This is a genomic window from Streptomyces sp. NPDC048288, assembly GCF_043201555.1.
Lineage (GTDB): Bacteria > Actinomycetota > Actinomycetes > Streptomycetales > Streptomycetaceae > Streptomyces.
In genome coordinates this window covers 18212-40320 of sequence record NZ_JBICZD010000027.1, presented here as the reverse complement: position 1 = coordinate 40320, position 22109 = coordinate 18212, and the positions used below count along the sequence as shown (strand labels likewise).

14 protein-coding genes and 1 pseudogene are annotated in these 22109 nt (G+C 70.4%); 7 read left to right on the top strand and 8 right to left on the bottom strand.

Going from position 1 to position 22109, the window contains the following annotated elements:
- Nucleotides 1–43 precede the first annotated feature (43 nt).
- The gene (locus ACGFZS_RS48680) at nt 44–625 is read right to left on the bottom strand and encodes a hypothetical protein (RefSeq protein ID WP_393800656.1); all 582 of its coding nucleotides are present in this window, start codon (nt 623–625) and stop codon (nt 44–46) included.
- Nucleotides 626–780: 155 nt separating this feature from the next.
- The gene (locus ACGFZS_RS48675) at nt 781–2142 is read right to left on the bottom strand and encodes a carboxylesterase/lipase family protein (RefSeq protein ID WP_393800655.1); all 1362 of its coding nucleotides are present in this window, start codon (nt 2140–2142) and stop codon (nt 781–783) included.
- A 128-nt stretch (nt 2143–2270) separates the two neighbouring features.
- On the opposite strand from ACGFZS_RS48675, the gene ACGFZS_RS48670 reads away from it, so the two are divergent.
- Nucleotides 2271–3227, top strand: coding sequence for an Lrp/AsnC family transcriptional regulator (locus ACGFZS_RS48670; RefSeq protein WP_393800654.1), 957 nt, complete (start codon nt 2271–2273; stop codon nt 3225–3227).
- A 55-nt stretch (nt 3228–3282) separates the two neighbouring features.
- Here the strand turns inward: ACGFZS_RS48670 and ACGFZS_RS48665 are convergent, their stop codons facing one another.
- The gene (locus ACGFZS_RS48665; RefSeq protein ID WP_393800653.1) at nt 3283–4128 is read right to left on the bottom strand and encodes an alpha/beta fold hydrolase; all 846 of its coding nucleotides are present in this window, start codon (nt 4126–4128) and stop codon (nt 3283–3285) included.
- Between the two features lie 107 nt (nt 4129–4235).
- Complete coding sequence (locus tag ACGFZS_RS48660; protein WP_393800652.1) at nt 4236–4934, bottom strand: alpha/beta hydrolase; 699 nt, start codon at nt 4932–4934, stop codon at nt 4236–4238.
- Between the two features lie 154 nt (nt 4935–5088).
- Here ACGFZS_RS48660 and ACGFZS_RS48655 point away from each other — a divergent pair, with 154 nt between their 5' ends.
- Both ACGFZS_RS48655 and ACGFZS_RS48650 read left to right on the top strand, forming a co-directional pair.
- Entirely contained in the window at nt 5089–6036 is a 948-nt protein-coding gene (locus ACGFZS_RS48655) for a helix-turn-helix domain-containing protein (protein WP_393800651.1), read from the top strand.
- A 141-nt stretch (nt 6037–6177) separates the two neighbouring features.
- Entirely contained in the window at nt 6178–8367 is a 2190-nt protein-coding gene (locus ACGFZS_RS48650) for a helix-turn-helix domain-containing protein (protein ID WP_393800650.1), read from the top strand.
- 164 nt (nt 8368–8531) lie between these two features.
- Here ACGFZS_RS48650 and ACGFZS_RS48645 read toward each other — a convergent pair whose 3' ends face one another.
- Nucleotides 8532–8900 carry a hypothetical protein gene (locus tag ACGFZS_RS48645; protein WP_393800649.1) on the bottom strand — a complete coding sequence of 123 codons (369 nt, stop codon included), beginning with the start codon at nt 8898–8900 and terminating at the stop codon, nt 8532–8534.
- Between the two features lie 119 nt (nt 8901–9019).
- Nucleotides 9020–15100, bottom strand: a complete 6081-nt coding sequence (locus ACGFZS_RS48640; protein WP_393800693.1) for a DNRLRE domain-containing protein — start codon at nt 15098–15100, stop codon at nt 9020–9022.
- Between the two features lie 985 nt (nt 15101–16085).
- Here ACGFZS_RS48640 and ACGFZS_RS48635 point away from each other — a divergent pair.
- Nucleotides 16086–16970, top strand: a complete 885-nt coding sequence (locus ACGFZS_RS48635; protein ID WP_393800692.1) for an alpha/beta hydrolase — start codon at nt 16086–16088, stop codon at nt 16968–16970.
- 21 nt (nt 16971–16991) lie between these two features.
- Here the strand turns inward: ACGFZS_RS48635 and ACGFZS_RS48630 are convergent.
- Together ACGFZS_RS48630 and ACGFZS_RS48625 are read right to left on the bottom strand one after the other, a co-directional pair.
- A pseudogene (locus tag ACGFZS_RS48630) lies at nt 16992–17699 on the bottom strand (IS5 family transposase); the annotation flags it as partial.
- A gap of 301 nt (nt 17700–18000) precedes the next feature.
- Nucleotides 18001–19581 (bottom strand): hypothetical protein, encoded by a 1581-nt coding sequence (locus tag ACGFZS_RS48625; RefSeq protein ID WP_393800648.1) that lies wholly within the window; start codon nt 19579–19581, stop codon nt 18001–18003.
- A gap of 174 nt (nt 19582–19755) precedes the next feature.
- Between ACGFZS_RS48625 and ACGFZS_RS48620 the strand changes: the two genes are divergently transcribed.
- The 3 genes from ACGFZS_RS48620 to ACGFZS_RS48610 all read left to right on the top strand — a co-directional run bounded on the left by ACGFZS_RS48620 (nt 19756) and on the right by ACGFZS_RS48610 (nt 22101).
- The gene (locus ACGFZS_RS48620; RefSeq protein WP_393800647.1) at nt 19756–19977 is read left to right on the top strand and encodes a hypothetical protein; all 222 of its coding nucleotides are present in this window, start codon (nt 19756–19758) and stop codon (nt 19975–19977) included.
- A 417-nt stretch (nt 19978–20394) separates the two neighbouring features.
- Nucleotides 20395–21030, top strand: a complete 636-nt coding sequence (locus ACGFZS_RS48615; RefSeq protein WP_393800646.1) for an isochorismatase family protein — start codon at nt 20395–20397, stop codon at nt 21028–21030.
- 192 nt (nt 21031–21222) lie between these two features.
- On the top strand, nt 21223–22101 hold the full coding sequence (locus tag ACGFZS_RS48610) for an HAD family hydrolase (RefSeq protein WP_393800645.1): 879 nt from the start codon (nt 21223–21225) through the stop codon (nt 22099–22101).
- The last annotated feature ends 8 nt before the right edge of the window (nt 22102–22109 follow it).

The following is a 22109-nucleotide window of genomic DNA, read 5'->3' as shown; positions in this document are numbered from 1 at the left end:
TGTACGCACTCCTCTTGGATGGGTGAGCTGATGCCCGGGTGGACTACTGCGGCAGGACCGTGACCGGCGGCTGGGCGGCCAACAGCCGGGCCTGGGCGCGGGCGGGATAGACCTTCGTGAAGACGGCGGGCCCGACGAGGCCGACGACGTGAGCGGCGATGCCCACCCAGGCGGGGGCGTCCACCGCGCCCGCGACGGCCAGGCTGACGCCGATGAACGTGAAGCCGGTCCCCCAGGCGGCGGTGATGTGGTTGTTGACCCGGACGAACTCCGGCATGTCCCAGAACTCGCGTGGCGTCTGGCGCTTGGCGATGCCCAGCGTGAAGGGGCGGCGGATCGCCAGCGTTCCCCAGGCCGTGGCCGCGAGCCAGGCGAAGGAGAGGACGTCGGTGTGGTGCGACAGGGACGAGTGCGGCCTCGCGAGGGCGACGGCACCGACCACGGCGAAGTACACGATGGTGCTGGCCTCCAGGATCAGCGCGTCGAGGTCGACCCCGCGACGGCGGTCCTGGAGCAGGAGCAGCAGCCCCGAGACGAAACCGCTGACCGCACCCCAGCGCCAGTCGACGAAGCCCGACACGAAGCCGGCGACGATCCAGGGGATGAATCCCCGAAAGTAACCCATTGAGTCTTCCTTGGTGAGCCAGAACGAACGTGGTCGACGCGGACTAGATGCAGGGCGGGCAGGGAAGTTCGAACACGGGCATGTGGCGCCCGTCACATGTGGCACCCCGATGGACGCCAGGGTGGGGGGAGCGGACGCGCGCCCCCTGCCACCTCTCAGCCGAAGTGGCGGATGCGGGCCGCGGTCGCGGGGGCGTAGGGCAGCCAGTCGCCGGCGTTTCCGGTGGCGACGAACTCGGCGACTGCGGTCGCGAATGCGTGGCCCAGGGCTCGCTGGGCGTCGGCGGCACCGGCTCCGGCTCCGGCGAGGACGGGGCTTTCGGGGTAGGCGTCGAAGGTGTGGAAGAGGAAGGGCAGTTCGGCGCAGTGGGTGGCGCCCAGGCCGTACGGGTCCTCGGCGGGGGCGTGGTCGAACTGGTAGACGTAGGTGGTGTTGCCGCCGGCCGCGTGGTGGTCGGCGATCTCCAGCGAGCCGTCGCGGAACAGACTGTCGGTCTGCACCGCGGTGAGGTTCTGGACGCCGGGGTCGAAGGCGGTGAAGGCGGTGGCCTCGTCGCGGGTGGTGCCGATCAGCAGGGGCTTGCCCTCCAGGGCGCCGTCCGCGAGGGCCTGTTGCCGGGTGCGGGGCAGGCCTGGGGCGCCGAGGACCGGGTACATCGGCGGGGCCGCGTTGCCCGGCACGGCGAGCTGGGCGGAGAGGCGGCCGTAGGCGTCCAGCAACTGCTCGGCGGGCAGCGCACGCAGGGCCCTCGCGGTGTCCGTGCCGTCCGGGACGCCCAGCAGCCGCAGGTAGGCGGCGGCGTGCTCGGCGGCCTGGTGGGGATCCTGCGGGTGCAGGCCGAAGGGGCCGCTCTGCAGCAGCACCCGGGTGACGGACCCGTTCGTCGCGGGGTCGAGGGCCAGCATCAGGGAGGAGTAGGCCCCCGCCGACTGCCCGCCGACGGTCACGGTGCGCGGATCACCGCCGAAGGAGGCGATGTTGTCCTGCACCCAGCGCAGTACGGCGGCCTGGTCCTGGGCGCCGAGGTTGGCCGCGCCGATGTGCGGCAGGTAGAGGTAACCCAGCGGTCCCACACGGTAGTTGGCGGTGACGACCACGATGTCGCCCAGGGCGGCCAGCCGGGCACCGTCGTACCAGTCCCAGCCGCCGGAGCCGCTGGTGAAGCCGCCGCCGTGCCACCAGACCAGGACCGGGCGGGCCGCGCCGTCCGCCGGTGCCCGTCGCGGAGCGAAGACGTTGGCGGTCAGGCTGCCGTCCTCGTTCCAGTCCGGTACCCGCTTGCCCTGTACCTTCTCCAGCCGGGAGGCCGCCTGCGGCACGGACGGTCCGGCCTGCGCCGCGTCCCGCACATCCGTCCAGCTCCGGTGCGACCGCGGCGGCGCGAACCGCAGCTCCCCCACCGGCGACGCGGCGTACGGGATGCCCCGGAAGGAGACCGCCCCGCCCTCCACGACTCCCCTGACCCTGCCCCGGCCGGTTTCCACGACCACGCGCTCGATACCGGTCACCGTGCTCACCTGCTCTCTCTCGTCTCGGTTGCTCCGGGACTTTTCTAGGCGGGCATCGACATCTGAGCCAGAGATGCCCGCTCGAATCGAGAAAGAAGGACATAGGATCCTGAAGTATGGATAAAGCGCGCCATCGATTGGATGAGACGGACAGTCGGATCGCCGCCGCGATGATGGCCGCTCCACGTGCCTCCTGGCGCACGGTCGGCCGCGTCCTCGGTATCTCGGAGCGCACCGTCGTACGCCGTGCGGCACCGCTGTTCGGTGACGGGACCCTGCGGGCCACGGCCGTCCGCAACCCCGTGCACTTCCCCGACCTGATCCCGCTGGCCCTGCGCATCCGCTGCAAGCCCAACCGGATCAGCGCCATCGCCGCCACCCTCGCCCGCCGCCCCGACACGGTCTGGGTGGACGTCCTCGGCGGCGGCGACGAGATCTGCACCATCCTTTTCCTGGACGGCCCGGACGCCCGCAACAACCTGCTGCTGCGCGACCTCCCCGCCACCCCCGCCGTCCAGTCCTGGACCTCGCACGTCCTGCTGCGGGTCTTCCCGGCCGCCTTCGACTGGAGCGGCGGCCTGCTGACGGAGACCGAACTGGCCGCTCTACGGCCCGACATGCCCCCGGCAGCCGCCCGGCCGTCCCTCCAGCCCCTCGACCACCAGCTGATCACCGCACTCGTCGAGGACGGACGCGCCTCCTACACCGACCTCGCCCACCGCGCCGACACCACCGCCCTCACCGCCCGCCGCCGCCTCGAAGCACTGACCGCCGGCCAGATCCTGCGGCTCGCGACCGAGGTCGACCTCGCCCGGCTCGGCATCCGCGCCGAGGCACTCCTGTGGATCACCGTCGCCCCCGGCGGCCTGGAGGACACCGGCCGGCAGCTCAGCCGCCACCCGCAGGTCCGCTTCGCCTCCGCCGTCACCGGCCCCGCCAACCTCCTCGTGGCCGTGGCCGCAGCCGACCTCGACGCGCTCTACCTCTTCCTGAGCGAGACCATCGGCGCCCTCCCCCACGTCACCACCATCGACGTCACCCCCATCCTGACCGGCGTCAAGAGAACCGGCCTGGTCCGCCCGGGCAGCCTCTGAGCCTGCCGCAGGCGGCCTTCCGCAACGTCACCGTCACGGTCACCGTGGCGCGGTGTCAGCAGGTGGCCCGGGCGGCGTCCTCGATGAGGCGGGTGGTGATGTCCGGGTGGCTGATCATGGCGACGTGGGACGAGGTCGGCACTTCGACGACCTTGCGGAAGTTCGCCCGGCTGTACATCCAGCGTTCGGCCGCGGGCGGAATCGCCTTGTCCTGGCCGGCGACCAGCCCCCACGACGGGATGGTCCGCCACGCGGCGGCCTTCGTCGGGTAGGTGAAGGAGTCGGCGTCGAAGGGCCGCTGGGTGGCCTGCAGGACGCGGAACGCGGCGGCCGGTATGTCGGCGGCGAAGGCGGCCTGGCCGTCCTTGCTCAGGTACAGGTCGGTTCCGGTGGCGCCGTCGGGCTTCGTGTAGGGGACCGGCACGCTCACGGGCAGGACCTCGCTGCCCGGGAACTTGTCGATGAGCTCCCCCTGGGTCTCGCCCACGTCGGGCACGAACGCCGCGATGTAGACCAGCGCCTTGACGTTGCTCTTTCCGGCGGCGGCGTTGGTGATGACGGTTCCGCCCATGGAGTGCGCGACCAGCACGACAGGGCCGCTGACGGAGTCCAGCAGGCTCGCGATGTACGGGGCGTCGGTGGGGATGCCCCGCAGCGGGTTCGACCCGGCGATCGTGGTGTACCCCTTCCTCTGCAGGTTCTGGACGACCCCGTTCCAGCACGACGAATCGGCGTAGCCGCCGTGCACCAGCACGATGGTCGGCTTGGCTTCGGAGGTGTGGCGGTCGGCCGCGGACGCGGTCCGGGCGAACGGTCCGGTCAGCGTGGCCGCGCCTGCGACGGCGGCACCGGTGGCGAGCACGGTACGGCGGGTGGGACGGTGGGTGAGGTCGGAACTCATGGGCGCTCCTGTGGTTGTCGGGTGTCGTGTGCGGGGTGATGGGCGAACAGCCTGGCGTGGGCCCGGCCGTGGGTGACGGGGCGCGGCGGCGCGACCCGCCCCGCGTGTCACGACTGTTCGTCGGGTCCTTGTGCCGCTTGGGCGATGACGGCGGCCACGACGGCCGGCCGGGACACGTAGACGGCGTGGCTGCCGGGTGTCTCGGAGACGGTCGCCCCGGCTCGCTGGGCCATGGCGCGCTGCGCGGCCGGGGGGATCATGTGGTCGTCGGTGGCGACCAGGTACCAGGACGGCCTGGTCTGCCAGGCGGGCTGGGTGACCGCGCCGTCGAGCGCGTCGACGCCCCACGGGACCTGGGAGTCGGCCATGAACGCCGCCTCCTTCTCGGGCACGTCGGCCGCGAAGGAGGCGGCGAACCTCTCGCGGTCCAGGAACAGGAACCCGTCCCGGGGAGGCAGGATCGGCGGGACCGGTGCGCCCGGCGGCGGGTCGGCGATCAGGGTGCTGACCGACTCGCCCTTGTCCGGGGCGAACGCCGTGATGTAGGCGAGTGCCGCGACGTTCGGGTGGTTGCCGGCCTCCGTGATGACGGCCCCGCCGTAGGAATGACCGACCAGGACGGCCGGGCCGTCGAGGGCGTCGAGGATCTGCCGGGTGGCGGCGACATCGCCGGCCAGCGACAGCGTGGGGTTCTGGACGACGGCCACCTGGTAGCCGTCGGCGCTGAGGTGGTCGTAGACCCCCTGCCAGCCCGATCCGTCCACGAAACCGCCGTGCACGAGCACGACGTTCCTGATTGTCGTCATGGTCTCTCCTGACCGGATGGACAGGCGTCGCGCCTGTCCGGTGCGCCCATCAAAGTCATCCGGAGCGCGGGTGAACACGCAGAACAGCACGCAGAACCGGGGTTCGTTCACGGCCCGGGCGGCGTCCGGCTCGGGCGGACGTACACTTCGCGGCATGCCGGGCATTCTGAGCTTCGAGGGCGTTGTCGCGGGTGACCGGGCCGAGTTCTGGCGTGATGCCTGCACCCGGACCTTCGTAGGCGTCGAGCCCTCGGGAAAGCCGGGCGCGGCGATCGGGGGCAGAGTCCGGGCCTATGAGGTCGACGGACTGGCCGTGGGCGACATAGCGGCGACCGCGCAGTCGATGACGCGCACGCAGCGGCTCGTGGACGAGGCCGATGCCCACTACGTGCTGCTCGGCATGCAGGTGCAGGGGACGGGCGGGATCACGCAGGGCGACAGCCGGATCCGGCTCGATCCGGGTGACTGCGTGATCCTGGAGTCGCGCCGCGGATTCGAGTTGGACTTCACCGACTCCTTCAACCTGTGGGTGTTCGCGTTTCCGCAGCACCTGGTGCGGCTCGGCGAGGAGGATCAACGGCGGCTCGCCGCCCGGCGGGTGGACGGCCGCAGCGGGCTGGCCGGGGTCTCCCGCCGTGCGCTGCTGGATCTGGCCAGGAACGCCGACGACCTGAGCCGGTCGCCGGACTCCGGTGCACTCGCGCTGGCGAACGATCTGCTGGTCACGCTGCTCGGCGGGCCGTTGGCCGAGAGCCGGCAGCTGGCCGGCTCCCTGCAGCGGACCCTGCCGGTACGGATCAAGGACCACATCGACCGGAACCTGGCCGACCCGGGACTCGATCCGGTCCAGGTGGCGGCCGCCTTCGGTATCTCCACCCGGTATCTGCACAAGGTCTTCCGGCCCGAGCGGGAGACGGTGGCCCACTACATCCGCGACCGGCGGCTCGAACAGGTCAGGCTGCGGCTCCTGGACGCGCGCCTCGCCGACCGGCCGATCTCGGCCCTCGCGTTCGACGCGGGCTTCGGTGACCTCAGCGGCTTCAACCGGGCGTTCAAGGCCAAGTACGGGGTCAGCCCCCGGGAACTGCGACAGGGCGGGTAGCCGCCGGGGTGCGCTCCGGTCCCGGCCGGGGTGCGCTGCCGTCCGTGTCCGCGCGGTTGTGGGCCTTCCATCATGGGAGCCCGTTGTCGCGCAGGTGCCCGGCAGGAGTGACCCATCACCACAGAGAACGGCTTCGCCGCAGTGCTCCGCGGCCATCGGCGTGCGGCGCGCCTGACGCTCGAACAGCTGGCCGAGGCGTCGGGGGTGAGCGCCCGCACGCTGTCGGACATCGAGCGCGGCCGGAGCAGAGGACCACAGCACCGGACCGTCACCGCGCTGGCCGACGCCCTGGCGCTCGACGGCGACACCCGTACCCGTTTCCTGGAGCTGGCCCGCGACGGCAGGCTCGAGGACCACTGGAACCGTCCGGCCTCCGGACTCCACGAACTGCCCTGCGGGGTGGCGGACTTCACCGGTCGCTCGCGGGAGCTGATCTGGTTGAGCGATCTGGTGTACTCGGAAAGCGCACCGGGCGTCGGGGTCGTCGGGGTGATCACCGGTTCCGCGGGCCTGGGCAAGACCACGCTGGCCGTCCGCGCGGCCCACACCTTACTGCCGAGCTTCCCCGACGGCGCCGTCCTCCTCGACCTGTTCGGCCTCTCGCCACACCCACTGCCCGTCCCCGACGCCCTGCGAGCGTTGCTGCGCGCCCTGGGTGTGCCCGCCCAGCGGATCCCGCCGGGCACCCATGAGCGGGCCGCGCTCTACCGTTCGCTGATGCGGGACCGCCGCATGCTGATCGTCCTCGACAACGCCGGATCCGAGGAACAGGTGCGCCCGCTGCTGCCGGGCGGAGGCCCGAGCCGGGTCCTGGTCACCACCCGGCGACTGCTGGCCGGGCTGGAAGGCGTGCGCAGACTGGCCCTCGGGCCGCTCCAACTGACGGAGTCCACCCACCTGTTGGCCGGGATCCTGAACGGACGCGCCGTCGACGACACGGCCCTCACCCACCTCGCCGACCTGTGCGGCGGCCTCCCCCTCGCCCTGCGGATCATCGGCAACCGACTGCTCAGCCGACCCGACTGGGACGCCGCCGAACTCGCCGCCCGCCTCGCCGCCGAAGAACACCGCCTGGACCAGTTCAGAGCGGGAGACCTGCGGATCGCCGGCGCCTTCATGATGTCCTACGACCATCTCGCCCCCTCCGCACAGCAGGTCTTCCGAAGACTGGCGGCCGCACCCGGGCGGGACTTCGACGCCGCACTGGCCTCGGTCGCCGGCGGACTCCCGCTCGGGGACGCCTGGGAGGCGCTGGACGATCTCGTGGACCTCGGTCTCCTCCAGGACGCTGGGGCGGGAAGGTACCGGTTCCACGACCTCGTCCGGCTCTTCGCCCGCGACCGGCTCCAAGCGGAGGAGGGCGACGACGCCTCGGCCGTACGGGAACGGGTGACAGTGTGGCTGCTGCGGACGGCGACGGCCGCCGGGCGCTGGTTCGAACCCGGATACGGCCGCCCCGACCCGGAGTTCCCCGCCCTCGGCAGCCCGGAGGAAGCCGAGGACTGGCTGCAGGCGAACCTGGAGAACTGGCTCGGGGCGCTGCGGTCCGGGACAGCCGCCGGGCAGCACTCCCTCGTCCTGGACTGCGCCGAGTCGATGCACTGGTTCTCCGACCGCTGGACGCACGCCCCCCACTGGCGCGAGGTCTTCGGCCTCGGCGCGCAGGCCGCCGTCGCCCTCGCCGACCCGGCACAGCAGGCGACGCAGCTGAACTACCTCGCCTGGGTCAACTGGGTGCCGCCCAGCGACCCGGATGCCATGCTCCGCTGCACCGCGCAGGCCCTGGAGCTGGCCGAGAGCAGCGGCGCCACGGCCCAGGTCGCCGCGGCACACGACTACACCTCACGCGCCCTGCTCGCACTCGATCGACCGGCGGAGGCCGCCGCCTCCGCGGCCGTGGCGGCAGGGATGTTCCAGGTCGTCGGCGACATCGACGCCTACGTACAGGTCGTCTCACAGATCGGCCACTGCCGCCGGACAGAGGGACGCCTCGCTGAAGCCCTTCACCAGTACCGCACGACACTCGAACTGATCGACGACGAGCGGTCAGGGATGACGCCGACCATCGCCGCCCAGTGCCGACCGTACGCGCTGATGCGCATCGGACAGTGCCTGGCGGGCCTCGACCGCCGCGCCGAGGCGGTCACCGCACTCCTCGAAGCAGTGGACCTGATGGACGCTCTCCAGCCGAACTTCCGGCAGGCCGAAGCCCTGGAGACCCTGGGAGCCCTCCTGGACGACGACGGCCGTCCCTACTACGAGCGCGCCGCGCGGACCTACCGGCAGATCGGCGACGAGGCAGGGAGCCTGCGCTGCGAAGCGGCCGTCTGACCACTGACCGTGGTCATTGCCGACGAGGGCGCGGCTGGTAGTGCGCGGTCCGGGTTCTGTTGGCGTGTCCGGTGGCTGTCCAGGGGCAGGGACGTTCCCCATTGGAGGACTTGAGTGGGGCTCGTGGTGTGCAAGGCAACGGAACGCGTTGCCCGGCCGGGCTGTCACGTCGGCAGGGAGCCGTACAGTGCGGCACCGGCGGCGGCGAAGGCGGCGCCGGCCCAGTGGGGCCAGGAGCGGGTGCGTCTTGCTGCGGCGTAGGTGAGGGCCGATCCGGCCATGGCCGGCCACAGGATGCTGAAGGCGGCGGAGCCGGGTGAGAACTGGCCGGCGATGAGAGCGGCGAGGGCGTATCCGGCGATCGCGCCAGTGGCGACAGCGGGGAAGTTCGTGTCGATCGGGTTCCAGGCGTCGGAGGCGGTGTTCCGGCGCTTGGCGCGGACGGAGAGCGCGATCGACGTGATCAGGGAGATCGCGGCGACCGCGGTCCACAACAGCGCCGGGACGACCAGGAGGGGGGTGGGTGAGTCCATGGGGATTTTCCTCATCAGCCGCTCCGGCCGGGAGCGGTCCCGGCCGGAGCGGCTGTGGTAGCAGGGGTAAGGGCGCCGCAGCGGGTGCCGTCGGTTTCAGTGCCGACGGCACCCGGTGTCTACAGCTTGGTCTTGACGCACTTGTCGTAGACGGTGTCGATGCCCAGGATCGTGGCGCTGGCAGTGAGAAGCATGGTCGCCAGGCGCTCCATCTTCAGGTACCGGGAGCGTGCGCTCATCACGCGGGTGACGGCGGCGCGGACACCGCCCCACCGTTTGATGACGCGCCAGATCCTGCGGATCTTGGTGACGGCGAAGTAGGAGCTGCCGAGCAGCCAGAGGACGGCGCCCACGCACACGGTGATCCGCCAGGCCCGGCCCCAGGAGAACCAGCCCTTGCCGTTCAGGTCGTACATGGTGACCGGGTCCGGAGGGTAGCCGTAGGCGTTCGCGCCGCCGCCGGCGATCGGGTCGAGCTGGAGGAATCGGCCGGTGGTGGAGTCGTAGACGCGCGCGCCCATCAGGGTGAGTCCGGAGAGTGTCTCGCCGGAGCGTTGCTGGGCGCCGAGCCAGCCGTAGCGGGCGGGCACGCTGCTGGCGCGGACGTTGCCGTATTCGTCGGTGTCCTGGACGGTGGGAGCCTTGCTGGTGTCCAGCGGGAGCTGGACGGAGATGTCGCCGTGGATGTCGCTGAGCTGCAGAACGGTGCCGCCGGTCCTGCCGGTGGTGGCGGCGAGGCCGCCGCCGAGCGACTCCACGTAGCGGGTCACGGTGCCCTGGCTGTCCTCCGTGATCCACGTGGGGCTGTCGCAGCCGCAGTCGTAGTGGTTGACCTTCGACTCCGTGGTGCCCCAGGTGCCGCCGCTGTTCGTCTCGACGGTCCAGGAGCGGATGCGCTGGGTGGCGTCGAGCTGCCAGGTCTGTCGCTCGGAGCCGACGGTTTCCTGGCGGATCAGGTCGTTGGTGTAGTAGGCGAGGGTCACGCCGCCCGGCTGGGTGGTGGTGCGGCCGAAGGCGTCGTAGGTGTAGCCGGTGTCGACCTGCCGGTCGGCGCTGTCGTAGGCGTAGTTGGTGGTGGTGCCTCCCGAGGTGGGGCAGTCCGTCCCGGGGGTACCGGTGGCGCTGGTGAGACTCTTGCGGTTGGAGCGTGCGTCGAAGGTGTAGGTGCGCTTGGTGCACACCGTCTCGGCCGTGTCCTCGGCCGAGGTCAGGCGGCCGATCGCGTCGTAACGGTAGTTCTGCCCCGTGATCTGCGCGTCCGAGACGACCTGGCCGTGGATGGAGCGGGTGACGGTGTCGGACTGCACGAGGGTGCCGTCGCTGTCGCGGGTGTAGGTCCGCTCCAGTGCGTTGCCGTCCGCGTCGAGGCTCTGGGCCAGGGTGTAGCCGCCGGGTAGCTCTTCCTCGGTGAGGTTGCCGTCCGCGTCGTACGAGGCGAGGAAGGTACCGGCCACCGAGTCGACCACCTTGGTGGCCAGGCCCCGGGGTTCGGCTGTGTGGTCGTAGGTGTAGTTCACCGTGGACGGGATGTTGTTGCCGCGCTTGACCTGGCGGTCGAGCAGGTCGTACTCGGTGGTGGTGGTGCCGCCGTCCGCGTCGGTGTAGGAGATGACCCGGCCGAGCTTGTCGTAGCCGGTGGTGATGGTGCCGTCGGTCGGCGAGACGGTGCTGGTCGGCCGGCCGGTGGCCGTGTCGTAGGTGGTGCCGGCTTCCGGTGCGGCCGTGCCGACGCCGCCGGTGATCTTCACCGAGGTGGTGCGGCCGGCGTTGTCGGTGCCGATGGTGGTGGTCCGGGTCGAGCTGTTCGCGGTCTCGGACGTCTTGGCCGGGTTCCCCCACCAGTCGTACTCGGTGGTCCTGGCCGGCAGTTGTGTCGGGTTGGAACCGCCGCCGGTGATCGCTCCGGCCGGGCCGGTCGAGCACACCAGGTCGGCCCACTCGGGGCGGCCGGCGCAGCTGCCGGTGCCGCTCGCGGACCAGTACGTGGTCACCCGGCTGGTGGCGTCGGTGGCGCCGGCGCCGGGCGCTACGCGCTTGGTCTCGCGGCCCTGTGCGTCGTATTCGACCGTGGTGGTGACGGCCAGGCCGCCCGGGTCTTCCACGGTCTTGGTCTGCAGGCCCTTGGTCCAGTCGTAGGCCGTCTGAACAGCACGGGTCTCGCCCTGGACGCCCGGGTGCTCACGGACCTCGGCGCCGGTGGTGACCTTGGTGAGCTGGTCCCGGATGACGGCGCTGCCGTCGGTCGGGCGTCCCTCGTCGTAGTCGTGGACCGTCCAGGCCCGCGCCGTCACCGAGGCGCCGGCGGCGGCCAGCGTGGTGGTGCCGGATTTCAGGTCTGCGGTCAGGTCGACCCGGCGCAGCGGGCCGAACTCCTCCAGCAGGCGGGTGCCCTTGCTGCTGAAGGTGCGGGTGGTGGACAGGAGTTGGGCGCGTTCGGCGGACGGCAGGGCCGCGATGCCCAGGTCGCCGCGGGCCGCGGCGCCGGCGGCGGTGGTGCTGATGGCCACTTCGCGGTTGGCGGGCGTCAGTTCGCGCACGGTGTTGCCGAACTGGTCGTACTCGGTGGTGGCGATGTGCCCGCCGGGGGCGGCGGTGTTCACGGTGCGGCCGGAGGCGTCCAGGTAGTGGAGGGTGGCTCGCCTGTAGTCGGCGGCGGTCAGTGCGCTGCCGGCGTTCGAGGCGGGCACGGCGTCCGCCGGGAAGACCGCGGTCGCGTCCGTGGGAGCTTCCTTCTGCCCCCATGCCTTGACGCTGGACGAGCCCATGCTGTTGGGGGCTGTGGTGCCGGTCAGCGGTACGTCGTAGACCACGGACGTGACCGCCTCGCCGGACACGGTGTCCGCGCTGCCCTGCGCGAGCGCCGGGCGGGATGCCTTGAGCAGCATGCCCTCGCCGGCCGCGTTGCTGGAGCCGGCCTTGCCGTAGGTGAAGGTCCACGGCAGTTCGCCGGGCGGGGTCAGCTTGGTGATACGGCCGCTGCTGTCGTAGGCGTACTCGGTCTTCAGCGACGGCGAGATCTGCGGGTGCCATGCCTGGCGGAGTCGGCCGGAGCCGTCGTACAGGTACATCTGTACGGACTTGGAGGTGGCCGTGGTGGCGCCGGGCGCTGTGGACCACAGACGGATCTCCTTCACCTGCCCGGAGATGTCACCGTAGGTGCTGTCGGTGGCGGTGGTGGAGGTGGCGTAGACGAACTGGAGCGCGCGGCAGCCCTTGGTGGTGTGATCGGTCTTGCAGGCCGCCACGGTGGTGGCCGAGGTGGGTGCGTAGACCCAGGTGGGGCGGGCCAGTTGCTTACCGTCGACGGTGACCGTCTCGGAGTCCATGGACGTCGTGGAGTCGCTCTGGCCGTCGTTCTTGGTGGTGGAGACCTGCCAGGTCGTGGCTCCGGTCGGCTTGGTGAACACGGTGACGCTGCCGTCGTCGGCGGTGAGTGTGAAGGTGCCCGAGGTGGATCCGGTCAGCGTACGGTCCTCGGCGCCGGGCTCGGCCGTCCACCCGCTCTGGTCGGAGTTGGCGGTGAAGTGGATGGCGTCACCGTCGAGTGTCACCACGTCGACCGCGGTGTCGGACACCTTGCTCACATGGCTGTACTCGGAGCCCGACAGCTCGGCGGCGGTGCCGCTCGCCCATTCCTTGCCGAAGATCGGGGCCTGGCCCGCGGGTACCCCGTTGGGGGTGCGGGAGGACGTGGTGCGCTCCACCGCCAGTCCGAAGGCGGACGCGTCGGTGGCGTTCAGGGTGTAGTCGCCGGTGAGCAGGTTCAGCGAGCCGGGGCCGACCTCCTCGGCGGCGGCGTCGTCCGCGGTGCGGTCGACCACCGCGTTCAGCGGTTCTGTGCTGCCGGAGGCGGAGTTGGGGCCGGTGAAGTCGGCCTTGATCTCGATGTTGCCGTCCGGATCGACGGTGTCGGTGGCGTTCCACACCAGCGCCGCGTTCCTGCCGCCGGTCAGCGGTACCGGCCAGGCGGAGAGTGCCAGACCGTCCTTGGTGACGTGGCCGGCCGGGATCTTCACCCACGCGTCGGCGGCGGAGCGACGCCAGGAGAAGGAGACGCTGTCGTACTTGCCGGCATCGGCCTCGGCGACCAGGGGAAGGCGGCGCGCGGTGCGCTGGCCCTCGGAGGGCTGGACGAAGCCGCCCGGACCGGCGTGGAAGGTGTACTCGATCGCCTCGGAGTCGTTGCCCGCCTTGTCCACGGCCCGCACCTGCAGGGTGTGGGTGCCGTCGCGCGGCGGCGTGACGGAGATGCTCTTGTCGGCGCTCGATCCGCCGGTGGTCACCTTGGTCCACGTCACGCCGTCCAGCGACCATTCCAGCCACTGGTGGTCAGCGGCCGGAGGAGTGACCGTGAAGGCGCCGGCCTGGCCTGCCCCCTTGACCCAGGCGTTCGACGGGTAGTCCGCCGAAGTGATCTTCGAGGGGGCGGAGGGGGCGCTGGTGTCGACGGTGAAGGTCTTCCACGCCGACCAGCCGGTGTTGTAGTGAGCCCCGTCGTAAGGGCTGGTACGGAACTTGTACGTCTTGCCGTTCGCCAGCACTCCGGAGGGGACGGTCACCGAGGCGACCTGCCCGGAGGGTACGTACTTCGACACGATGACGTCGCCGACCTGTGTATTGGTGGCGTTGTCGTAGATCTGGAAGGTGCCGTTGACCTTGTCACCGTCGGCGTCGACGAACGTGTCCCGCAAGGTGGGCGTGGTGGTGCTGACGGTGTAGGCGCCGCCGTAGGAGAAGTACGGCGGGCCGGCCTCCTGCTTGGTGCCGGTGCGCGGCCGGTAGTTGTAGTTCACCACCAGCTTGGGCGGGTTGGAAGCGGCGTTGGCGGAGTTGACCCGCTTCCACTGCGCCACCGCGGTCTCACTCGTGGCGCGCAGGCCCAGGTGGCCGCGGGTGGCCTTGGCCGAGGCCCACTCCTGCACCAGCGTGGTCACGTCGGAGTTGATCCAGCCGTCCGGCTGCGCGGTGCAGGCGGTGTTGCCCCAGGTCTCGGTGGAGGTGGCCTTCTTCGCCGTCCACGACGGCTGCGCCGTCCAGCGCGAGGACGTCGAGGCCGCGCCGGTCGACCACACCTCCCAGGGGTGGAGCGCGCAGTCGGTGTTGTTGCCCGAGTGGAAGTTCCACAGTGACAGCTTGGCGTCCAGGACCAGCGCGTCCTGGACGGGTGTGGTGTTCCAGGAGATGAAGGAGCGCGCCGTACGCGGGGTGCCGTCGGCGTTCGTGGTGCCGGGGTTGCCCAGATCCAGCTCGGTGTCCGTGGACCAGTCGACGGTCTCGCCCTGCTGCACGTAGGTGTCGAAGACGTTGGACAGCGAGGAGGTGGACGGGTCGACGGTGACCGGGTACTGGGTGTCCGGGGCGGTGAGGAACTTCGCGTCCGGGGTGACGACCAGGTCGACGATCGAGCCCTTCTGAACGACCTTCAGGCCGACCCTGGCTCGGTTGGTGTGCTCACCGGACCGTTTGTCGACGGTGGAGTCCCACATCACCGGTGCGGGCATCACCGCCCGCTTCTTGTTCTTCCTGTCGGTGAACAGGACACTGCCGTCGGCGAGTTGCTTGGCCTTGAGGCCCTTCGCCTTCAGCGGCAGCGTGTAGGAGTAGTCGCCCGAAGCGGGGCGCTGCCTGATCTCGACGAACTGCTCGAAGCCGGTCCGCGTGGCCTCCACGACCACGTCCGCGCCGGGAACGGCGTTGGTGTACTCCGCTCGCGTCCCGTCGAGTTCCGGCTTCGGCAGCCCGCCCTTCCACTGGAGGGTGATCCGCTCGTCGCCCTCGCCCAGCGTCACCAGGTCCGTGGCCTTGGCCTCACGCGCGGCCTTCAACGACTTCGCGGGGGTCCCGGTCCTGCCGGCCAGGCGCAGCCCGCCCGGGTGTGCCTTGGGTTCGACGGCCCCGCCCTCCTCCTGGACCAGGTCCAGGTCGACGTCGCGCCACTCCCCCGTGACCTCGTCCCGGAACCGGACGGGACCGGCGGTGAGTTCGGTGGTCAGCGAACCGTCCTTGTTCGCCCATGTCGTGGAGGTCTCCGTACGCTCCGAGAGCGCCTCCACACGCTTGCCCGACAGCCGGGCAGCGACTCGCGCGGACGGGATGTCCGGGGCCTGTGTGGCCGCCGCCTTCTTCGGCGCGTCAGCCTTGGGGCTTCGAGGTGTCGTGGCAGCCGCCGCATACGCGCCGTCCAACAATGTGACAGCCAGGGCCAGGGACAGACTTCCCGCTATCCAGCGAGTGCTTCCCCCGGACCAGAGACGTCTGCGTCTACGTGACGCAGGATCGTGAATCACCATGATTCTCCGGTCGTTTCACTTCGTCGACGCATCACAACTGTGATGTCCCTGTGAAGCTACCTTGAGCAAAAAGAAGGTAAATACAGTCAAGCGATCGCAAAGTGGGCCTGTACTGCCCGACTGCGATAGTGATCTGCGTCACCCGACGGTGCGGTATGCCCTGAACTGCCGTCGAAGGCCGGCTCGCAGGCCCGCGGTGTTGTCACCGTCGGTCGGACCAGCCCGGCCGCGCTGTCCAAGGTCGCCTTCGCGCCCACATGGGCTCCCGACCATCCACGGCCGCCGGGACGGCTACAACACCCAGCGCGCCGGCGACCAGTGCCGCTCCGCGCGCGGCAACTTGCGTCGCACGCCCAGCTGGAGATCCTCCACCAGGTCCCGGGCGGATTCGGCGCCTTACCCGGCCGCACCGAGCTGGTCCTCGCAGCGGGAGGGCGCTCGTAGGTGACCAGTTCGACGGCGGCGGACGCGTCCTGGACGGCCAATGCCGTTAACGGAAGCTCGGTGGGCGCGGATTGAGCCGCTACTACCGGACCGGTGTTTCAGGGGGGTGGCCGGTGCTGGCCTCACCGGGAAGTGACCGACACGATTGCCTTCATGCGCCAGGGCAGGTCGCAGTGGGTGTATCTGCCCGCGAAGTACGGAAACGGGCGAGGCGAGTACACCGCCTGCGGATGTGGGCCCTCGACGGGACCTGAGAACAAATCTTCACCATGTTGATGGCCTAGGGGGTGTCCGATGGGTCGGGTCGGGTCGTGTCGGGTCGCGTCCGCCAGGCTCGATCACCCTGACCAGCGTGAGATCGCTCATCCAGAATGCCGTGCCGGACAGCCAGCTGGTGGAACCGGCCTCTGTCAACCAGGGCGCCACCGAAAACCAGAGGCTGGGACGCGACATGATCACTACGATCCGGACCATGAGTACCCACCATGCCGGTCCTACGTTCGTCCTGGTGCACGGGTCCGGCACCAGTTCGTTCATGTGGGCGCCCGTCCAGAAGGAGCTGGCGTTGCGCGGTCACCGCAGCTTCGCCGTCGACCTGCCGGGCCACGGGTTCGACGCCCAGTACCCCGTGGCCTATCAGGCTCCGCAGGACCTCGACGCCTGGGCGGACGAGCCTTCGACGTTGGCCGAGATCACCTTGCAGGACAACGTGGACATGGTGGTCGACGTCGTCCGCCGGGTGGCTGAGTACGGGCCTGTGGTTCTGGTGGGCGCCAGCCTCGGCGGGACCACCATCACGCAGGTGGGCAACACGATCCCCGACCTGGTGGACAGGCTCGTCTACATATCCGCATGGTCGTGCATCCAGCGGTCCAACCCGGTCGAGTACATGCAGGAACCCGAATTCGCCGGCAACCTGCTGGCCCCGCTGGCGGCGTTGAACGTGGGCGACCCGGCCGGACTCGGCGTCGGGCGGGCCAACTACCGCACGGCCGATCCCACCCTGCTCACGGCCCTCAAGGCCGCGGTCATGGCAGATGCGACCGACGAGCAGTTCCGAGCCTTCCTCAATATCCTGCAGCCCGACGAGTCCCTTGCCGTGATGACAGCCGACGCCCGCGGACAGGCCGACACCTGGGGAACGATCGCCCGCACGTACATCCGGCTCACCGACGACCGCACACTTCCGGTGACGATGCAGGACCGCCTGATCGCCGAGGCCGACGCGCTGACCCCCGACAATCCCTACGACGTGCACACCCTGAACACCAGCCACACCGGCTTCCTCCTGCGACCGGCGGACGTGGCGGGAATCCTGGACCGGCTGATCGCCTAAGGACTGTGCGGCGAGCCACCCTCGCAGCCACAGCCGAATCGCAGCGACGGTGACCGTGCCCTGGAAGACATACGCTCTCTTGTCATACCGCATCGCCACGGCCCGGAAGCCCTTGAGGGCGTTGACGGTCCGTTCGGCTTCGTTCCTGCGGACATACCGGGCCCGGTCGAAGCCGGTGGGACGGCCGCCACGGCTTCCACCGCGACGGCGGTGGCGGTGGCGGTTGGCCCGCTGATCCCGGCGCTCGGGGATCGTGTGCCGGATCTGTCGCCGCAGGTAACGGCGGTTGCGGCGGGAACTGTACGCCTTGCCGCCGCAGACGTGGTCCGGGCGCGTTCTCGGGTACCCGCCGGCCGGGCGCGGTACGCGGATACCGTCCAGGACCGGAATCAACTGTGGGGCGTCGCCCCATTGCCCAGGGGTGACAAGGACGGCCAGCGGACGACAGCCGCCGTCGCTCGCCAAATGAATCTTGGTGGTAAGCCCGGCACGCGAGCGGCCGATTGCCCCGTCGGGCCGGTCATAGGCAGGCCGTCTGCGTCGCCCTGGCACCCGAGCCGGGCGTTGGCGGGCTCCGGCCGCGTGCTGATGGGCGCGGCATGATGTGGAATCGACGCCGACTACGGACCAGTCGATGCGGCCCTCTGCCGCAGCGTCAGCCTGAACGGCCTGCAGGATCCTCTCCCATGTGCGGTCGGCCGACCACCTGCGATGCCGGTCATGAACTGTTGCAAGTGCCGCTTAGGCCGGGCCCACTCCCGATCCGACAAGTCGCCGCGCCCCACGCCGACCGGAACGAAGCCAGCGGCGCTTGGCCACGCGACCCGTCGGACAAGCCCTAGGCCGAAGAAGGGGCCTGGGCGAGTGCGCTGTAGTGCGTGGTGGGCAGGTCGCCGACGACCTGCTCGGCGCTCGAGAACGGGGCGTCGGCCAAGGCCACGCCGTTGGGCTCGGGACGGCGTGGGACGCCTCGTTGGGCGGGGCGCTCGGGGCGACGGTGGCGATGAGGGAGTCGTCGCGCTCCTCGTGGTCAGCGTGAGCGCCGGCGCCTCCAGGTCACCAGGGCCGTGACGAGGGCGAACACCCCGAGGGCGGTACCGGCAGTCGCACAGAGGCCGGGAGTGGCCCAAGCCGGACCCGGCCATACGGACACGGCGACGTCGGCGCTGTCGTTGGCGGTCTTCGGGTCGTTGCTCGGGTGGTGGGTGTCGCCGTCGGCGACGGTGACCCGCCCGCCACGATGCGCCATTTCCTTGTCGATGCGGAGGGTGAAGGGGAAGGTCGTGGTGGCTCCCGCCTTCCCCGCCTCTGCCGTACACACGTAACGGCGGGCGCTCGGCTGCCTCACGGACGCTTCGGCAAGGGGCGAGCCGTTGGCGGCCAGGGCCCGGCAGACCTGGTCGAGCACCTCCTCGTCCCGCTCGGGATCGTACGGCGACGACACAACGGTGGTGCCTGCCGGAACCGCGAACTCGACCCTGACCTTGACCTTGGCCGGAAGGGCGCCTGGGCCGTCGTTGCGTACGCCGACCCGCACGTCGGCCCGGCTGCCGACGGGCCCCCTCGCGGTGTCGGCAAGCGCGACCAGGTCGCTGGTGCTGCGCACGGCGAGTTGGAGGTGCGCTGCGCTCTCGCCCGTCGCTTGCGGCGCTCCCGCGTCCTTGCCGTCCTCCTGGCCGGCTCCGGGGACGTAGCGGAGCGTGGATCCCTGTCCAGACTCGTACTGCGAGGCGATCTCTTCCGGCGGGATGTAGTCGTCCCCGAGGACGGCGGCCTCGAAGGTGACGGTCGGGTAGGTGGCGTCGTCGGCGAGCGTGAAAGTCTCCGGAGCGGCGAGGTGATAGGACGCTCCGGGCGGGATGACGACATCATCGGCGGGCAATCGGCACCAGGCCGATGTGGTGCCGCGGTAAAGGCAGTTGCGGTGCTTGCCCGCTATCCGGAGACCGTCGCGGGTACCGATGAAGAGCGAGACTCCGCGGGCGGGGACGTCCCCGGTGTTGCGCAGGGTCAGCGAGACGGCGACCCGTCCGCCCGGCGTCACGTCGCCCCGGTCCGCCCGAGTCTCGACGGCCAGCGTCGGCTTGCCGACGACGATGCGGGTGCTCGCCGTGATGCTCGGCAGGCCCGGCGAGGTCAACCGGTAACGCAGCACTGCCGAGTCGCCCGCCTCGGCCCCGTCCGCGGGACTCACGCGGAAGGACTGCCCGCTTCCGCCGTGCCGGCGATCGACCAGTTCGCCACCGCAGCGGAAAGTGGGCAGCCGGACCGGGCAGTTGTCCTGACCCGTTTTGAGGACGGCGACGCCCCTGAGGTCCGTCGCGTCAAAGGCGACCATGTAGTGGCCCGATCCTTGCTCCCCGAACCGCTCCTTGATGCCGAACCTCGAGCTCGGGTTGTCCTCGGGATCACGCGAGACGTAGAAGACGGAGGGCACATCGAGCTCGGGACGGGTTGTGTCCGACGAGGCCGAGCAGCCGAGGAGCCCTGCCAGCACGCCGAGGACGAGAACCACCACCGCGACCGCCAACCGGAAGGACCGGATCGGGCGCGAGGCACCTCTGCCCGGCATTCGCCGGAACTTGGCGGTGACCCGCTTCGACGTGTGCACGACGGTTACTCTGCCATGGCGCCAGAGTGACGGGATGGTTGACGCCGGATGGTGTCACAGCCCGACTCACGCCGGTGTCCGGGACGGCAGGGCCGACGGAATACCTGGACCGCCGGGCGGAGTTCAGGAACCCGTTCCAGGTCTGGCCGTGGCGGCAGGTTTTACGATCAGTCCGTGACTGATACCCCGGCGCATTGGACCGTCCGCCATTTCTCGCAGGCCAACCCCGCCGGCCCTGGCTGCGACAGCGTTCCGGCTCTCTTGCGGCGGCTGGCAGACACCATCGAGGCGTTGGGCCCGGCGGAGATCCAGCACGTGGTGATCGAGTCGGAACCGACCGAGCACGGCCCTTGGCGGTCGGGCACCGTCTACTTTCACCTGCCGGAGGACGAATGAGGAGTAGTCCTCATGCTCATGAGCGGAGCCAGATCACCCTGCCCCCGCCAACCGGGCAAGCCGATTGCCGACGCCGTGGCCGCGGAGGTGTAGTTGCACGAACGCACTGTTCGACGCACACCGCGACGAGCCGGAGTTCGGCTGCCGGTCGTCGGCCGATGAAGCCCGAGGTCGGCGGCCGGCGCGGTTGCCGCACAGCAACGCGGGCCCGGGTCCGTCCGGACTCTGCGACCGAAGCCGGTCGGAGCGGCGCGGTCCTGCCACGAGACAACGGTGTCGTCGACATCTCCGATCACCGGCTTCCATCAGCGCCATCCCCGGCCTCCCGGTTCACACGACTCACTAGTTGACACTTCACCTATCGCTGATGTGTCATCTACCTGTACCGGAAACCCCGGGACGGGCCGAGGAGATTCCATGAGCACGCCACCCATGCGCGACCTCGTCGCGCTGCCGGCGCCCGAGGCGAGTGTCCTGCTGCTGATCGACTACCAGCCGCTCCAGGGATGGGCCGAGGCGGCCGAAATCCTCGGTGTTCCGACGGTGCTGACGACCCTCGCAGAGGAAGACAACGGACTCCTTCTCCGCCCGCTCCAGGACATCTTCGCGGACCACGAGCCGATCGACAGACTGCTTGTCGACTGCACCGGACGGAAGAACCTGATCATGGCCGGTATGCACACGGAGACCTCGGTGTGCATACCGGCTCTGCGGGCGGTCGGTGAAGGACTGGACGTATGCGTCGTCACCGACGCCTGCGGAGGGGTGACGATCGAGAGCCACGAGGGAATCGTGCGGCACATGGCCCGGTCAGGGGTCGTCCCGGTCTCGTGGGAGGTAGGCGGCGCCGGATGGGTGCGCGAGCGGGACCGGAGGGCGGCCACCGTGTCCGCGGACGCGGTCGGGACGCGAGCGACGACGGCCTTTCGGTGTCCTTCGTCGGGGCGTGTCCGCTCCCTGCCGGCCCGGTCGCCTGGCTGTAGGCCTGCCTCACCAGCTCGCGGCCAGGGGCCCGGCATGACTCCACAGGCCGCGGGCGAAACAGTCCGATGACCCCGGACCCCCTTCCACCCTCCGCCCGGCCTCAGCGGAGAAACAGGGCACGCTGCGGCTTGCGTCGCTGGGCCACGGGCGTCGCGGTGACCGTCCTCGTCTATGTCGCCCTCATGACGATGACCGCAGGTGCCGCGTCCCACTACTGCTGCGATTAGCTAACGGCCGTCGAACCCGAAGGTGCCAACGTCCATGCCCACTATGCCGTTTCCGTCGCCGGCCACACCTCCGAAGCTGGTCGCCACCGATCTGGACGGCACGCTCCTGCGCAGCGACGGAACACTGTCCCCCCGGACGAAGGCCGCGTTGGCGGCGACGGAGAAGGCCGGGATACGGGTCGCGCTCGTCACGGGCCGGCCTCCGCGGAGCGTGTCGACGCTGTTGGAGCGCATCGGGCCGCACGTCGTCATCGCCGCCAACGGCGCCACGGTCCATTCCTCGGACGGGGCAGTCGTCCAGGCCTTCCCGATCCCGTCTCCCGCAGCCGTACGACTCATACGACGTGTGCGGGCGGCGATACCCGGTGTGTCGTTCGCCGTGGAGTTCGAGGAGGCCTACGGTCACGAACGGGCTTATCCGGACTGGTCGTTCGAGGGCGAGGCGGTGGAACTGGTCGGCCCGGCCGAGGAGATGCTCGCCCGTGTCCCGGGCAGCTCTCTGCTCAAGATCCTCGCACACCATCCGACGCTGCCGTTGGGCGACTTCTACGAGCTCGCACGGCACGCCGCCGGACCGAACGCCGAGACCACGCACTCCACCGGGCTGTCCCTGGTGGAGTTCAGCGCGCCTGGCATCACCAAGGCAAGCACCCTTGTCGCGTGGAGCGGTCGGCAAGGAATCGCCGACCATGACATCGCCGCTTTCGGCGACACGCCCAACGACCTGCCCATGCTCCGCGCGGTCGGGCAGTCCTACGCCATGTCCAACGGCCACCCGGACGTCCTGGCGGCTGCCCGTTTCCGCGCGCCCTCCAACGACGAGGACGGCGTGGCACGGGTGCTCGAAGGTTTCATCGATGCCCAGGCTGGGCGGTCGACGGCGGAGGCCGGTCGGTGTCTGCGGGACAGGTGAGCACGGTC

Excerpts from the sequence above, each read along its gene's own strand:
- ACGFZS_RS48680 (WP_393800656.1), bottom strand. The coding sequence starts at position 625 with ATGGGTTACTTTCGGGGATTCATCCCCTGGATCGTCGCCGGCTTCGTG.
- ACGFZS_RS48665 (WP_393800653.1), bottom strand. The coding sequence starts at position 4,128 with ATGAGTTCCGACCTCACCCACCGTCCCACCCGCCGTACCGTGCTCGCC.
- ACGFZS_RS48660 (WP_393800652.1), bottom strand. The coding sequence starts at position 4,934 with ATGACGACAATCAGGAACGTCGTGCTCGTGCACGGCGGTTTCGTGGAC.
- ACGFZS_RS48655 (WP_393800651.1), top strand. The coding sequence starts at position 5,089 with ATGCCGGGCATTCTGAGCTTCGAGGGCGTTGTCGCGGGTGACCGGGCC.
- ACGFZS_RS48645 (WP_393800649.1), bottom strand. The coding sequence starts at position 8,900 with ATGGACTCACCCACCCCCCTCCTGGTCGTCCCGGCGCTGTTGTGGACC.
- ACGFZS_RS48635 (WP_393800692.1), top strand. The coding sequence starts at position 16,086 with ATGATCACTACGATCCGGACCATGAGTACCCACCATGCCGGTCCTACG.
- ACGFZS_RS48615 (WP_393800646.1), top strand. The coding sequence starts at position 20,395 with ATGAGCACGCCACCCATGCGCGACCTCGTCGCGCTGCCGGCGCCCGAG.
- ACGFZS_RS48610 (WP_393800645.1), top strand. The coding sequence starts at position 21,223 with ATGCCCACTATGCCGTTTCCGTCGCCGGCCACACCTCCGAAGCTGGTC.